The 15,004-nt window shown below is 68.9% G+C and carries 14 protein-coding genes and 1 tRNA gene; 7 read left to right on the top strand and 8 right to left on the bottom strand.

What is annotated here, in order from left to right; translation table 11 throughout:
* Nucleotides 1-75: 75 nt before the first annotated feature.
* The 8 genes from ACF068_RS15305 to ACF068_RS15270 form a co-directional block, all read right to left on the bottom strand.
* Nucleotides 76-2,385 carry a hypothetical protein gene (locus tag ACF068_RS15305; protein WP_392274713.1) on the bottom strand — a complete coding sequence of 770 codons (2,310 nt, stop codon included), beginning with the start codon at nt 2,383-2,385 and terminating at the stop codon, nt 76-78.
* Between the two features lie 275 nt (nt 2,386-2,660).
* Nucleotides 2,661-3,134, bottom strand: a complete 474-nt coding sequence (locus tag ACF068_RS15300) for a hypothetical protein (protein ID WP_392274712.1) — start codon at nt 3,132-3,134, stop codon at nt 2,661-2,663.
* A gap of 59 nt (nt 3,135-3,193) precedes the next feature.
* Nucleotides 3,194-3,874 carry a hypothetical protein gene (locus tag ACF068_RS15295; protein WP_392274711.1) on the bottom strand — a complete coding sequence of 227 codons (681 nt, stop codon included), beginning with the start codon at nt 3,872-3,874 and terminating at the stop codon, nt 3,194-3,196.
* A 372-nt stretch (nt 3,875-4,246) separates the two neighbouring features.
* Entirely contained in the window at nt 4,247-4,549 is a 303-nt protein-coding gene (locus ACF068_RS15290) for a hypothetical protein (protein WP_392274710.1), read from the bottom strand.
* Nucleotides 4,546-5,277: a GntR family transcriptional regulator gene (locus tag ACF068_RS15285; protein WP_392274709.1), complete on the bottom strand. Its 732-nt coding sequence runs from the start codon at nt 5,275-5,277 to the stop codon at nt 4,546-4,548. Before ACF068_RS15285 ends, ACF068_RS15290 begins: the two co-directional genes overlap by 4 nt.
* A 6-nt stretch (nt 5,278-5,283) precedes the next feature.
* The gene (locus ACF068_RS15280) at nt 5,284-5,508 is read right to left on the bottom strand and encodes a hypothetical protein (RefSeq protein ID WP_392274708.1); all 225 of its coding nucleotides are present in this window, start codon (nt 5,506-5,508) and stop codon (nt 5,284-5,286) included.
* A gap of 199 nt (nt 5,509-5,707) precedes the next feature.
* Nucleotides 5,708-6,019, bottom strand: a complete 312-nt coding sequence (locus ACF068_RS15275) for a hypothetical protein (protein ID WP_392274707.1) — start codon at nt 6,017-6,019, stop codon at nt 5,708-5,710.
* Nucleotides 6,020-6,031: 12 nt separating this feature from the next.
* Nucleotides 6,032-6,310, bottom strand: a complete 279-nt coding sequence (locus ACF068_RS15270; protein ID WP_392274706.1) for a hypothetical protein — start codon at nt 6,308-6,310, stop codon at nt 6,032-6,034.
* A 79-nt stretch (nt 6,311-6,389) separates the two neighbouring features.
* Here ACF068_RS15270 and ACF068_RS15265 point away from each other — a divergent pair, with 79 nt between their 5' ends.
* The 7 genes from ACF068_RS15265 (at nt 6,390) to ACF068_RS15235 (ending at nt 14,986) form a co-directional block, all read left to right on the top strand.
* Nucleotides 6,390-7,148 carry a GntR family transcriptional regulator gene (locus tag ACF068_RS15265; protein WP_392274705.1) on the top strand — a complete coding sequence of 253 codons (759 nt, stop codon included), beginning with the start codon at nt 6,390-6,392 and terminating at the stop codon, nt 7,146-7,148.
* Nucleotides 7,149-7,416: 268 nt separating this feature from the next.
* Nucleotides 7,417-7,482 (top strand) — tRNA-Arg (locus tag ACF068_RS15260).
* Nucleotides 7,483-7,706: 224 nt separating this feature from the next.
* Complete coding sequence (locus ACF068_RS15255; RefSeq protein ID WP_392274704.1) at nt 7,707-8,453, top strand: hypothetical protein; 747 nt, start codon at nt 7,707-7,709, stop codon at nt 8,451-8,453.
* A gap of 133 nt (nt 8,454-8,586) precedes the next feature.
* The gene (locus tag ACF068_RS15250; protein ID WP_392274703.1) at nt 8,587-8,934 is read left to right on the top strand and encodes a VOC family protein; all 348 of its coding nucleotides are present in this window, start codon (nt 8,587-8,589) and stop codon (nt 8,932-8,934) included.
* A gap of 150 nt (nt 8,935-9,084) precedes the next feature.
* Nucleotides 9,085-12,510: an amino acid adenylation domain-containing protein gene (locus ACF068_RS15245; protein WP_392274702.1), complete on the top strand. Its 3,426-nt coding sequence runs from the start codon at nt 9,085-9,087 to the stop codon at nt 12,508-12,510.
* 8 nt (nt 12,511-12,518) lie between these two features.
* The gene (locus ACF068_RS15240) at nt 12,519-14,057 is read left to right on the top strand and encodes an argininosuccinate lyase (RefSeq protein ID WP_392274701.1); all 1,539 of its coding nucleotides are present in this window, start codon (nt 12,519-12,521) and stop codon (nt 14,055-14,057) included.
* A gap of 71 nt (nt 14,058-14,128) precedes the next feature.
* Nucleotides 14,129-14,986, top strand: a complete 858-nt coding sequence (locus tag ACF068_RS15235; protein WP_392274700.1) for a kinase — start codon at nt 14,129-14,131, stop codon at nt 14,984-14,986.
* Nucleotides 14,987-15,004 lie beyond the last annotated feature (18 nt).

Raw genomic sequence — 15,004 nt, 5'->3', positions numbered from 1 at the left:
ACGGGGCCATGATCACTCGCGCCAAAGCAGCGCCACCCCAAAGCCGCTCCACCGACCTCGCACAGTGCTAGCGCCCTACTCCCTCCACCTTGGCACATATCGCGCCTTATCGTCAGCTGATCGATATTCGACATCGATCAGTCCGATGTTTCTCCGGCACGACTCGACTGCCACCTCCGAAAGCCCAGTCCCGGGATTTTGCCACTTCATGGGGTTGTCGTTATGAAACTGAGGAACCGACAAATTCTTCCCAGTGAGAACGATAGGAAACACTGGAAGGATGCGGGAACCAAGGGACTCCGGGGCATCCTCGCACATTGCCCGGAGCGCACCTACCGTTTCATCCGGTAGGTCATTCCGCAAAGTAGCGGCAAGGATATAGCAGTCGATTCCCTTACCTCGAAGGTGCTCCTGCAAAAATCGCAGGTTCTCTAGATCCTCGGCAGTGACCCAATCCATGTAGCTTTTCACTTCACCGATGACAACCAAGGGCGGGTTACTCTCGGCCAACGTCATGACAATGTCGACTTCAAACTTCCTGCCAGGAGCTTTGACAGAAACACCGAGAGCGTACGGGTGGTTTGCGGAGGCGCTACGGTACCCACTCAATAGAGATACGGTGGCCATAACCGGAAGCGTTTCGCTGAGACGGTCAGGCACGATATTGCCAGCGATCTTGTAGGACCAATCATTACGAACATGCATGCCCAACGCCAGACCCAAAGGAAGTTGCGCACCGCACAATTCGCAGCTGTAGTCCGATCGCAGATCCTCTGGCATTACCGCAACCTCTACAGTGCACTCGGGGCAACGCACAGGAAGGACGGGCTGAAGTGCTTTCCTTCCTAGCAAATACCGAATAATCCTCGTCGGGTATTCTTCGAATGGAATTGGCGATAGACTATCCGGCCACGCATCTCGATACTTTTTGGCGAACGACATCAGCGCCGAGAATGGCAGGCCTGCATGAGATGCAGCCGCCTTGGTGAGAGCCGCTCTAATGCCGGGCTGGTTAGCCACGTAACTTGAGCTTCCCCCAAGCTTCTCAATCAGTCGAGTCGAGAACTTCCCATTGTCTGTCTGTTGATAATTCCAACCCGGTCCACTCATCAAGACATCAATGACAGCCATGGAACTCACCGGCCCAATTTCCACACTCGAATCGTCAGCTCTAACTGCTACCGCTCGCCCATCATCAGTGACTCGATGTAGCCGCTGCGTAACTGGATCGCGCATATCGACCAGGGGGCTAAGCTCCCGCAGGCTTGGCAAAACCACGGCCAAGTCGGGTGCCAGCCCAGTCACCGAGGATACGGAGACATCAGCGATCACGAATCCTGGTTCATGCCCCCGACGCCAGCGGCCACCCAAACTCGGCATGGCGATATCGAAAATACTTCGGCGAGATTTTTCAACCTTGAAGAATGCCCCAAACTCTGTGTGGAACGGATGCCGACCCCTCCAGCCGTGAATTTCTACGCCATTTCTCAGAATCCTATACCTTACCTTCCGAGATTTGAGATCTTCCTCAAGTCTCGCTGGCATAGAATCCATTCCCTTGGGCAGGTGAATCGAAAAGGTTGGCCCTAGATCCACCCCATCTCCGCGCATCGAGCGGGGAATCGCGTTTTCGCGTAGGCATACTCCCAGCCACTCAGCCATGCATGATTGCGATACGTCCTCATGGCCGATTACCCACGGAATAACGTGCAGTCCTGAAGCTCGAAGGTTCCAATAGATGGAAATCATTACTGCATCGTCAGGACGCATCACGACGATTCCGGAACCATAACTCTCACCCCTGTAGGAGATTTCCCTGGATGTCAGCTGGATAGGGGAGAAGTCATTGCACTCTGTGGCACGTGGGAGGAATTCTCCATCGCCCAGAACACAGTTCCGCGATTTCGCGCGGAATGAAGACTCGGCTAGAGCGCCGAAGTCATCCTCACTGTACTTGCCGTAGGCAGCTAGAAGTACGTGTGCCAGCGGATGCTTCTCATTCCATTGGAAAAAAGTATGCGTGTAATCCCTGGGGAGGTCTTCGATAAGCCAGTCGATGCCCTGGATGTGGCCTGAGGCGTACCCAACCTTACTTCCGAACGGCCCCCATTCGGCACCCCCCTGCCACGAGTAGCCAACCGAGCGGGCCAGGTTTCGTGAAGCAGGATCCTTATCTACGGCATAAAGCGCATCTACATCGAGTGCGGCCGCGACGGAGAGAGCCTGACGCTCGTTGGTGGGATCGATAAAGGGGAAGTAGATGCCGCCCCACGCCGTTGTTGCCTGCTTGACTGCAAGTGTCAGTGATTCGAGTGTTGGTTTGAATACCAACCCGATCCTGACGGGACGAAGGAATACGTGTCCGGTTACTTCAACTGTATCCATTTGCATCAGTCAGTCCCGTGTTCGTCGTTGGCCTCTTGTTAGGTCAGAATGGCACGGATTCGAGTTCATTGATGCTGTATGGCGCTAACTTCAGACAGCAGGTTTCCACGTCAGCCGTGGGTGCGAGTCATTGGTGACGAGTGCCGGCCTACTTCAGCGGCTCGCGCCTCAGCTGCAGCAGAGGCGATCGAGCAGTGTTGGGGCTGGCGTGCCAGAACCGTTCCATGGCCCCAGCATCGGTGTCCTGGGGGCGCGCCGCGACTGACTAGCAGGCGTCATGACGGGTTCGGATAGTGTTCCCAGACGTCCCTCGGGAAGGACTGGCGACGCAAGACGGTACCCATCACGGTCCGTATGTCTGAGGCGATGACGACATACCTCGGTGGCCAGGGCACAGGGTCCGCAACGTACTCTGGTCGGACGTACATCTCGGCGTGGCAGCGCTCCAGGAAGTCGCGTACATCCTTGTCGTGAAACCGGAGGGCCTGCTCCTCCAGTGCTCGGCACAGCTCCTCACCCATAGAGGCCCACGTGTAATAGGCGCTGCTGTTCCGGTCAGGCACGCCCTCCGCGAAATGCTTGTGCAGCCTGTAGGTGATCTGGATGCACTCGTTGGCCGCCGCCTCTGCGAGGCCGTAAAGGTGTATCCGCTCGGCCTCGTGAGCTGTCTTGTGCTGCTGCCAGACGACAGCCGCCGTGGAGACCACCGCACCCACCAGCGTTCCCCCGAGACCGAACAGGGCGGCCATTGTCTCCGGTTCCACCTTTTCGCTCCCTTACAAGCTGGATGCGCTCGGTCGGACGGGTATCACGACGCGGTGATCTGGCCCTGGTTCTGTGCGAGTTTGTTTCGCTCCCGCTCGATAGCTTCCAAGGCGGCGTCGATCTCCCGAACCCGCTCATGTTCTTCTTCGTCCAGCTCGTACATCTCGGCTCGCATGACCAGCGCCTCCCGTTCGTCCTCCAACCCGCCCTGGCGATGGTCCAAGATCCGTTCGGCAACGATCCGGGTCAGGTCCCGGCGCTCAGGAGGCTCGGAACCACGGGCTAGGGCTACGAGCCATGCAGCCATCTCACCCAAAAAGCTCGTTGTCCGGATCCGGTACTCCTCCCACACCTCCTGTCCGTCCCAGTACTGGACGCCGTCCAAGAGGTCGAGGACCCGGTCCCGGGTGACGCGCTGATCGTCCGGTAGCAGTCCCAGGAGCGCGGTCAGGTTCGACTGGTGGGCCATCAGCTCCCGCCCCCAGCCCTCACGGTCCTCGAACGTGCCGTGCTCCCGGTACGTCTGGCGCTGAATGGTGATCGCGAGCGTGGTTGCCGCTTCCACTCCTCGTTGGGCCGTGGCCCGTGTCAGGGCCAAGTGAGCGGCAGCGTCACCGCTCCTTGACTGGAGCCAGGTACCCAGGAGTGTGAATCCGCCGCCAACGAGCGCACCTATCAACCCTGTACCGAAGTCGGACGTGATCGCATTCCACAGTTCTCTCACGCCGATCATCATGCCGATGGGACCAGTGCCGTGGGGCTGAACCCGTCAACTGCCCGGCAGCCGGCTCACACGACAACGCTGGAGCGCACACTCCTCAACTCGCTTAGGGCCTTCGACCGTGCCGCTTTCCGTCGCCCGTAGCCGAAAGGGATCGTCTGACATCCACGGCTGACATCAACAGCGCCCGACGCGAGCACCTCCGAGCGATCTGCGACGGCAACGTACGCCGACCATCAACGGCAGAAGCCCACATCCGAACTGGTCGGAGGCGTGGGCTTCTTTTGCCCCGCCTGTCAGCGAGACCGGTGATCAGTAGGCCGACAAGTTAGGCCGCGGTGATCGAGCTATAGCCGCCAACCGCAGCACTACCCGTCAGGGTAAGGGCGGTTCGGTCACCGTCAGGAGGAGACCGCGGCTGGTCGCCACGCGGAGCACGGCTCCGAGAGCCCCGGTCAGTTCCTTTGCCAGTCGGCGCAGGTCTTCCGAGTTTGTGTCCTGGTCGTCGAGGGTCTCCGAGGCGTGCTCCAGCAGTTCCGCCGCTGTACCGAGCTGTACCGCCTCGATGTTGTCCGCCAGGCGGGACATGAAGCCGCCCCTCTGGTCGGTGCTCAGGTAGCAGGGCTTGCCCTCCGGTCCCGACCATGGGAGGAGGCGTAGGTCATTGGGTGCCGTCATGGTTGTGTCTGCCTCTCGTCGGTCACGTGGTGGGTGGTGAAGACCGCATCGACCTTGTCTCCCGGGAACACCAGAAGCGCGGCCTCCACCACCCGGCCGGTGGAGTCGGTCGCCACACGGGTGATCGCGAGGACTGGTGCGCTTGAGTGGGTTCGGAGGGTCGATGCTTCGTCCGGTGTCGGTGGGCGGGCGCATGCCGTTTCCTGGACAGCCGCCGGCGGCAGGCCGAGGAGGCCGAATCTCCTGGCTGCTTCCCGGCGCGAGGACTCGTCGTCGAGTACGCCGACCGGCGCCAGGTCGCGCGGGGTGTAGATGCGGGCCAGGCCGTGCGGGGAGTCTCCCGCGTAGGTGACGCAGCGGAGTTCGGCGAGAGGGCTGCCGGTGGGCACCTTCAGCAGCGCCGTCAGGTGCCCGTGTGCCTGGACCGTGGTGCTGCGGACGGTCACGCGGAGGGCCGCTTCAGCGGCCGTCCACGGGTCTAGCGTCCCCCAGCCGCCGATATACACGATCTTGCGGAGTGGGCGGCGAGCGAAGTTGCCCTTGCCGTGGATCTTCTCGACGAGACCCTCTCCCTGGAGGACTGCGAGGGCACGCCGCAGGGTCACTGTGCTGACCCTGTAGCGGTTAGCGAGAGCTGTCTCGGACGGGAGGCGCTCGCCGGGCTTGATGTGACCGTTCGTGATCTGGTGCCGGATGTCGGTGGCGATGGCGTGATGGCGAGGAGGCACAGGCCGTCACCGCCTTCTCAGCATGCGCACGGCGGCCAGCCTGGTTCTCGTGTGTATGGTCAGCAGCTCGCCCGACTCGAAGAGGAGTTGCTTGGCCCCCTGAGGGAGTTGGAAGAGGTCGCGCACCCGGTAGGCCATGCCGCCGAGTTGGATGATGTCGCCGCGCTGCACGGTGGCCGCCGTGACCTCGATGTTGGTGACCAGCGCGCCGTGAGGGGCCCGTTCGCTCACTGCTTCACCTCGCCGGGGGTCGGCCGGTCAGTCGCTGAGTGGCACGGGCAGTCGCACACCTCGTAGACCACGGGGAGGTCGACCAGCACCGAGTCAGGGGTAGCTTCTGCGCACGTGAGATGCGTGCCGATCCTGCATGCAGTCGATCGGTAGGAGGCTGTCGAGATGGCCGTCGTGCGGGGTTGTCGACGAGGAGGCATCAGCGGGCCCCCGCAAGTGTCGACCAGGCCTCAGCCGGTAAATGGGGAGCGACGACCACAGAACGCGGACGCACGCGTTTGTCCCACGCCAGGACGTACGGGCGGACGAGCGCGATGTCCTCGCCAGGGAGTGAGTGCCGGTGAGTTCCGCTCACGGAAGCTTGGGCCAGGACGGCCGGCGCCCCGTCAGCCCCCACACGGCAGGCCGGAACGGTCGGCGGTCTAGAGGGCGTTAAGGAGCGGCGATGCCTGCCCCTCGGGAAGTACCGCGCTCTGGTAAGCGAGGCGGCACGGCGGATACGGTTGAGCATGCTGCTCAGCTCCTATCGCTGATGGCTCGGTCCCCCGACATCGCCCGTCGTGGGGGCCGCTTTGTTGACGACCGCCCAGAGGGTGCGGCCGTTGAGGCTGGTGGCCAGGAGACCGAAGCGGTCGGCGTCGGCCACCGCCTCCAGGACCTCCCGCCATAAGTCGGCCGGGAGTGATTCCGGCAGCTCCACCTCGACCGTCGTGCACCGGTCGCGCTCCTCCACTCGTGCGGCAAGTCCGGCGGCGGACAGCCGGGCAGCGATGGCCGCCGCGCTAACTCCCGAAGCGGGCACAGGGCAGCCTCCGTCAACCGGCGATCACTTTCAGTGAAGCTAGTTAACTAGATTAGAGCTAGTGGACTAGATTTTCCATATGCCTGAGCAGCCGCCCTATCTCCGTGTCGCCGACGAACTCCGGCGGCGGATCGCGGAGCGCGTATGGGAGCCCGGGGATCGCCTGCCGTCCCGCGCCCAGATCGGCCAGGAGTGCGGGGTCGGCGAGAACGTCGTCCGCCGGGCTCAGGAACTGCTGATCTCGCAGGGCGTGTTGGAGGGCCGCGCCGGCTCGGGCACCTACGTCGCCGAGCCCCGGCAGCGGGTACGCATGGTCCGGTCGTCCGCGCGCGAGCATCCCGACGGGTCGCCGTTCCGGGCGGACATGAAGGCCTTGGGCAAGCAAGGGGACTGGGAGAGCCGGACCGACGCCAAGGTCCCGGCGCCTGCCGACATCGCTGCACGGCTCGGTATCGCCGAGGGCGACCTGTGCGTCTGCACGACCTACGAGTTCCTCGCCGACGGCCGGCCGCTGCAACTTTCCACGAGTTGGGAGCCGTACGACCTCACCGCCGGCACACTCGTCGTCCTCCCCGAGGGAGGGCCGCACGCTGGTGCGGGAGTCGTAAACCGTATGGCCGCGATCGGCATCACCGTCAGCCATGCCGTCGAACAGCCCGAGCCACGGCACGCCACCGCCGAGGAGGCCTCACTCCTGGGCATCCAGAAGTCCGCGCTCGTGACGCACATCCGGCGGACGTACTACAGCGACAAAGGGCGGCCGGTCGAGACGGCGGACATCGTCGTGCCCGCCGCTCAGTGCGAGATCGTCTACGAGATCCCGATCAACGGTTCATAGCGCTGCTGTGCCAGACCGACCAGGAGCGGTCGGTCACCTCCGACGTTGGACGTACCAAGCCGCCGCCAACACGATGAGGATCGCGATCACGAACGCCCACACCGTCGTTGCAGCGTGGTACGAGCGGTAAGCCGTCAGAGCAAGCATGTACAGGCGGATACCCGGGTCGGCCGCCTTCAGCCGACAGGCGTCACCCCACCGCTTGTCGAATGCGAGTCGAAGTGGCCTCGCAGCCCCAGCCGTTGCCCGGGGAAGCCCAGGTCACAGGGGGTGCGTTGGTGATCTAACCGAGTTCCTTCTAAGCGCTTGGCCGCAGGTTCGAGTCCTGCCGGGGGCGCACACCGGGCCCTCCCCTTGGGGAGGGCCTTTTCGCTGGTCAGGGCGAGAGTCGTCCGCCACGGCGAAGCCCCGGACGTCCTGATGCCGATCAAGGGCGGGCGGCTCCGGGCTGTCCGGCCGGCACCGGGTTCCCGCGGCCGGCCGTGTCGCATCCACGTCGAGTCCGCGTGGTGAGGTGTGGGCCTCTGACAACTCCGACAGCAGGGAGCTTTTCCCCCGATGACCGCACAGCCCGCACAGCCCGAGCGCAGTGGTCGCGAGACCGCCCCTCCCATGCCGTTCGAGGCTTCTCTCGTCAAAGCGGTGTTCAGGGACGTGACCCCCCTGCACGTCTCCCGGTCGGCGGTGTGGGCCGCCGCGTCGGTGACGCGGACGGTGCTGACGGAGCTCATCGACGGCGCGAGGAGAGCCGCGGCGGCGGAGGCCCGGAGGAAGCTGATCCCCGGGGACCTTCTCTCGGCGCTCGACCGGAACGTCGAGCTCGAGGTGGGGCACACGTGGTACGACCACAGCCCGACGTTCCGCGGCCTGACCGGTGTCCTGTACGACTCCGAGGGTGTCCTGGTGCCTTCTCGTCAGCGCGGCGGGTCGCGCAGACCGAGCGCTGTGGCCGGCGCCCACAGGTTCGAGGCCGGGGTCAAGAGGCTGCTGCGGGGTCGGGGGGCGACGGCCGTTCCGGCGATGGTCCGCGACCTGGACGGCATCGCGAGCGTGTTCCTGACGGACCTCGCCCGGGACGCCGCCATGGTCGTCCGCGAGGGCGGGGGCGGGCGTTCGGGCGCGGTCGCCCCGGTCCCGTTCCTCAAGGATTCCCGCCCGGCCCCGGCCGCTCGCCGGGGGGACGCGCGGACCATCGGCAGGGACGACGTCCTGGCCGCCGCCACGACGCGGTTGTTCGGCGGCAACCTCAGGCAGCGGGCCCTCACCGAAGCACGCGAGGCGACACAGAACCATCCGGCCGGCTGAGCGGGGACGACCGGCATCACCGCCCGCGCCCTCGTCCGCTGTCGCGGCGGGTTCCGGGAGTCGCCGCATGGGACGGCGTGTCGTAGTACTCCTGGGAGGGTCAGAGATCCGTTCCTCCCGTCTGGAGTCACCGATGGCCGTTCGCCGCGTCGTGCCCAACGTTCCTTCCGAAGCCGCACAGGAGAGCCGTGAGTTCTACGGCCTGCTCGGCTTCGAGGAGGTGATGAACCACGGCTGGATCATGACCCTCGCGTCCCCGTCCGACCCGTCGGCGCAGGTGAGTTTCATGGCGCGGGACGCCACGGCGCCGGTCGTCCCGGACATGAGCGTGGAGGTGGACGACGTGGACGCCGCGTACGCGGTGATGCGGGCGCGAGGTGCGGAGATCGTTCACCCGTTGCGGGACGAGGAGTGGGGCGTGCGGCGGTTCTTCGTCCGTGACCCCAACGGCCGGGTGGTCAACGTGCTCGCCCACCGCTGACGTCACCGGCCGCGAGCCGGGCGGCCGCCGCGGCGCCGCCGGGGCGGGGAGGGGCGTCAGTGGGATGTCAGTGCGGGTCGGCAGCATGGCCGTACAAGCGATGCCGAACCACGCATCCCTCCGTCCCTTCCCCGGTAGGTTGGCGATCACGTGTCGAAGACTTTGGGCTGCCCGGCAACGGCCCGGACGACGGACGAGCACGCCCGCGGGCACGGTGCGGCGGGTGCGGCCGTACGTGTCCCTCGGTGGACCGCCGGTGCGGCGGACGCACCGGACGGAGTGGGCGCCGAGCTCGTCCTGCCGCCCGAAGTGACCGTCCGGCTGCGGAAGGTGGCCACCGCGTGCGCCGCCCCGCTGGAGGCGGTGCTGCTGGCCGCGCACCTCCGGGTGGTGGCCGCGCTGACCTCCGAGCAGGACCCCGTCACCGGGTACGTGCCCGCCGGCGGCGACCCGGGCGCGCCGCGCTCCCTCGGGGTCACGGGCGTCCTGCGGGGGAGCTGGCAGGAACTGGTCAGGGAGGCCGCTGAGGGGATGCGCCGGGCCCTCGCGCCGGGCGCGCCCGCCGGGCCCTCGCACGAGTCGGTCCTGGACCTCTCCGGGGCGGCGGAGCCGGACCCCGGGAACGCTCCCCCACTGTGGGTGCGCGTCACCGTGCACGACGACCGGACGACGGTACGGGCCCGGTCGCGGGCGGACGTCATGACCGAGGAGCACCTGGCCCGGATCGCCGGCTACCACGCGAAGGCCCTCCGGCTGCTGGCCGCCCACCCCGACGCGCCGGCCGGAGAGCGGAGCCTGCTCGCGGACGACGAACGGCACTTCCAGATCTACGGACTGGCGGGTGAGGCCGAGCCCTTCGACGGGCGGCTGTTCACCGAGCGGTTCGAGGAGCAGGTGCGGGCCACCCCCGGCGCGGTCGCGGTGACGCACGGCGACCGGTCGTGGACGTACGAGCGGCTCAACACCGCCGCCAACCGGATCGCCCACGCCCTGCTGGCGGAGGGGCTGCGGGACGAGGACGTGGTCGCCGTGGTCATGGAGCGCGGCCCGGAGTGGGCGGCGGCCACGATCGGCGTGCTCAAGGCGGGCGGCTGCTACCTGCCGGTGCAGCCGGACTTCCCGGCCGCCCGGATCGCCGCGCAACTCGACGGCGCGGACTGCCGGTTCGTGCTCGGGTCCGGTGACGCCGCCCGCACCGCCGCCCGGGGCGAGGCCGGCGGGCAGGACGGTACGGACGGGGCGGAGGGCGGTACGGAGGCGGACGGCGGGGGCCACGGACGGCTCCTGGTGGACGCGGTGGCCCTGTGCGCCCCGGCCGGCGCGGGCGCCGGGGACGGCACGGGCGCGGGTGCCGTCGGCGATCCGGGCCGGCCCCTCTCGCCCCGCCTCCGGGCGTACGTCTACTTCACCTCCGGCTCCACCGGCACGCCCAAGGGCGTGATGTGCGAGCACGCGGGGCTGCTCAACCACCTGCTGATGAAGGTGGCGGACCTGGGCCTGGGGCCCGGTGACGTGGTGGCGCAGACCGCCGCCCAGTCGCTGGACATCTCCCTGTGGCAGCTCGTCGCCCCGCTGCTGACGGGCGGCAGTGCCCGCATCGTCGACACCGCCGTCCTGCTGGACGTGGACCGTTTCGTGGCGGAGCTGACCGCGTCGCGGGTGTCCGTCGCCCAGTTCGTGCCGTCCTACTTCGACGCGCTGATCACCGCCCTGGAGCGGCACCGCCGCGACCTGGGCGCGCTGCGCGTCGTCTCCGTGACGGGCGAGGAGCTCAAACCGTCGCTGCTGAACCGGTGGTTCGCCCGCCACCCGGGCATCCCGGTGGTCAACGCGTACGGCGCCACCGAGGTGTCCGACGACACCATGCACGAGATCATCGACCGGGCGCCCGGCGAGGGGCCCGTGACGCTCGGCCGGATGCGGCGCAACGTGCACGGCTACGTGCTGGACGAGCAGGGCGGGCTGGTGCCGCTGGGCTCGTCCGGCGAGATCGTCTTCTCCGGGGTCGCCGTCGGCCGCGGCTATGTCAACGACCCCGCCCGCACCCGGGCCGCGTTCGTGCCCGACCCGTTCCGGCCGGGCCAGCGGATGTACCGGACCGGGGACTTCGGCCGCTGGGAGCCCGGGGGCCGCCTCCAGTTCCTGGGCCGGCGCGACCAGCAGGTCCGGATCCGGGGGTACCGGGTGGAGACCGGCGAGGTCGAGAACCGGCTGCTGGCCCTGGACGACGTGAAGGACGCGGTGGTCGTCGCCTCCGGCGGCGGCGACCGGCACCGGGTCCTGGTGGCCTTCCTGGTGGGCGCCGTCCGCCACGACCCCGACACCGTCCGGGCGGCGCTCGCCCGCCATCTGCCGGACTACATGATCCCCGCGTACTGCCACTGGCTGGACGCGCTGCCGGTCAACGAGAACGGCAAGGTGGACCGCAAGGCGCTGACGGGGCTGGCCGGCACCCTGGGGCACGCGGGCGTGCCCAGCACGGCACCCGTCACGCCCACCGAGCAGCGGCTGGCGATGGCCTGGGCGGAGGCGCTGGGCGTGCCGTTGCAGAGCATCGGGCGGGCCGACGACTTCTTCGCGCTGGGCGGTACGTCGCTGGCGGCGACCTGGCTGGTGGTGAAGCTGGACCGGCTGGTCTCGCTGAGCGCGATCCTGGCCCGTCCGGTGCTGTCCGACCTCGCGGCCGCCGTCGACGCGGGCCGGGACGCGGCCGGCGCCGGACGCGGGGACGCGGCGCCGGACGGCCCGGCGGCCGGCCTGCTCCGTGCGCTGACCGGCGTCCTGCCGGGCCGGACCGCGCCCGGTGGCCGGCTCGTCTGCTTCCCCGGCGCGGGCGGCAACGCCGTCAACTTCCTGGCGCTCGCCCGCGAACTGGCCCCGCACGGCATCGAGGTGTACGGCGTCGAGCTGCCCGGCCACGACTTCGTCCCCGGCGGGCAGGACCTGGCCGGTGTCGCGGAGGTGGCCCGCCGCGTGGCCGGCGAACTGGACCGGCTGCCCGCCGTGCCGCTGACGCTGTGGGGCCAGCGGGAGGGCGCGGCGCCCGCGCTGGCGCTGGCGCGGCTGCTGGAGGCAGGCCCTTCGGCGCCCCGCCGGGTGCTGCTCGGCGGGGCCGGGGCGGACTGGGCGGCCGGGCTGCGGGAGCGGATGGACCGGGCCGGTGCCCTGAGCGACCAGGAGGTCGCGGCCACCCTGCTGAGCGAGGGCGCGTACGTGGAGTTCGACGGGCTCAAGCCCGAGCGGGCCCGGCTGCTGGGCCCCGCCTACCGGCACGACGTACGGTCCGCCGGAGCGTTCCTGCTCGCCGCCCGGCGGGACCCGGCGGCCCACCGGGTGAGGGCCAGCATCGAGCTCGTCGTCGCGGACGACACCCCCGGGGAGCCCGCGGGGCGGCCGGAGGCGGCCGGGCCGGACGGGCCCGGTGGCCGGGCCCCGTGGGACTGGGGGCTCCTCTCCGACGAGGTGACGCACCGCCGGCTGGACGGCGGCGGAGCGCACTTCCCGCGCACCCGGGCGGCCGACGCGAGAGACGCGGTGCTGGCCGCGCTGAACCGAACCGCCCCTTCGTTCCCGTGAGGAAGCGCATGCCCAACGACCATCTGACGACGGCCCCTCCCGGTGACGCCGACGGGCTGACCGGGCGGATAGCCTCCGGCCCCGACGCGCTGCTGCGCGCCGAGGTGCTGGAGCCGCAGCTCCGCTTCGAGACCGACGCCCTGCTGCCCTGGTACGTCCAGGTGGAGAAGGTCCTGCTGCTGGAGTACCGCAGGCTCGGGCTGCTGGACGGCGCCCAGGTCGGCGCCATCGCCGACATCCTCGACCGGGTCACCCCCGCGGCCGTCGCCGAGGAGGCCGCGGAGAGCATGAGCGACATCGCGTTCACCCTGGAGCGCCACGTGGCGCGCCGGCTGGACGCGGTTCCGCCCGCGTGGCACGTCGACCGCAGCCGCAACGACCTCCAGGCCACCGCCCAGTCCATGCAGGGCCGGGCGCGCCTGCTGGAGTGCGCGGACGCGCTGCTGGTGTTCGGCCGCACCGCCCACCGGCTCGCCGGGCGCGGCGCCGGACTGGTCATGCCGGGCTACACCCATATGCAGCCGGCCCAGGTGATCAGCCCCGGTTTCTATTTCGCGGCGCTCGCCGACCAGGTGCTGCACACCCTGGAGCGGCTGGAGTCGGTGTACCGGACGGCCGACGCCTCGCCGCTGGGCGCCGGGGCGATGGCGGGGCAGGAACTGGACTGGGACCGGGACCGGATGGCCGCGCTGCTGGGGTTCGCGGAGGTCCGTACGCACGCGTTGCGGGCGGTGGCGCAGCGGGACTGGGCGCTGGAGGCGTGCGCGGAGTTCTCGCTGCTGGGCGTCGCGCTGAGCCGGTTCGTCACCGACCTGATGACGTGGGGCGGGGCGGGGTACGGCTTCATCGACCTGCCGGACCAGTGGTCGGGCATCTCCTCGGCGATGCCGCAGAAGAAGAACTTCCCGGTGCTGGAGCGGATCCGGGCCCGTACGGCCCACCTCGGCGCGGCCTACGCGGCCGTCTCGGCGGGGCAGCGGTCCACGCCGTACAGCAACTCGGTGGAGGTCTCCAAGGAGGCGGGGGCCGGGGTGCCGGGGGCGTTCGACACGCTCGGGTCGGTGCTGCGGCTGTTCGGGGCGGTGCTGGAGAACCTGCGGTTCCGCGAGGACCGGATGCGCGAGGCGTGCGAGAGCGAGTACCTGGGCGGGTTCACGCTCGCCAACCTGCTGACCCTGCGGGCGGGCGTGCCCTGGCGGACCGCCCAGGTGGCCGCGGGACGCTACATCGTGCGGGCCGTCGCCCGCGGGCTGCCGCCCGCCGAACCCGACGGTGCGCTGCTCGACGCGGTGCTGGCGGCGGAGGGGTACGCGGCCGACGACGCGGCGGGCCTGCTGGCCGAGGCGATGAGCGTGCCGGGCGGCCTGCGGGCCAAGCGCTCGGACGGCTCGGCCAGCCCCGACTCCGTACGGGCGCTGCTGGCGGGGCAGGACGTGGCGTTCGGCGCGCTGGAGGAGCGCTGGCGGAGGCGGCGTACGGCCGTCGAGGCGGCGGCCGCCGAGGTGGACCGGCTGCTCGCCGGGCCGGAGGGACGGCGGGAGTGGTGAAGTCCCCCGACGCCGTCCTGCGGCCGGACGTTCCGCGCCCGGTTCCGGCGCCGTCCGCCGCGGTGACGGGCATGAGCACGGCTTCCGGCACGTTCGGCGAGCTGCTCCAGGGCGTACTGCCCGAGGAGAACGGTGACTTCCTGGTCACCCTGCCCATCGCCCGCTGGTCCCGGGTGACGTTCCACGGCGTGCCCGGCAGCGGGGCGCTGGAGGTCCGGCCGGCCCACAAGCACAAGGCGCTGCGCCTCGCCCGGATGATCGTCGAGTCGTCGTCGGAGCCGATGGGCGGGGTGCTGACCGTGGAGAGCACCCTGACCGAGGGCAAGGGGCTGGCCAGTTCGTCGGCCGATCTGGTGGCGACGGCCCGCGCGGTCGCCAACGCCCTGGGCGAGCCGATGCCGCCCCGGCGGATCGAGTCGCTGCTGGCGCGGATCGAGCCCACCGACGGCGTGCTGTACCCCGGCATCGTGGCGTTCTACCACCGGCGCGTGGCGCTGCACAGCCAGTTGGGGTCGCTGCCGTCGATGACGGTGGTGGGCGGCGACGAGGGCGGCGCGATCGACACGATCGCCTTCAACCGCATCCCCAAGCCCTTCTCCGCCGCGGACCGGGCGGAGTACGCCCGGCTGCTGGAGCGGATGGCGACGGCGGTGGCGGCGGCCGACCTGGCCGAGGTGGGCGCGGTGGCGACCCGCAGCGCGCTGATGAACCAGGTGCTGCGGCCCAAGCGGAAGCTCGACGCCATGATCGGCATCTGCCGGCAGGTGGGCGGGCTGGGTGTGGTCGTCGGCCACAGCGGGACGTGCCTGGGGGTGCTGCTGGACACCGCCGACCCCTCGTACCCCCAGCGGCTGGTGGACGCCGCGAGCGCGTGCTCCGAACTGGTCGGCAACGTCACGGTGTACCGGACCTTGAGCTTCGACCGATGAACTCCGGCGCTTCGCCGG

This window comes from Streptomyces sp. NPDC016309 (assembly GCF_043077235.1).
Lineage (GTDB): Bacteria > Actinomycetota > Actinomycetes > Streptomycetales > Streptomycetaceae > Streptomyces.
This window is presented reverse-complemented; position numbering and strand designations above follow the sequence as displayed.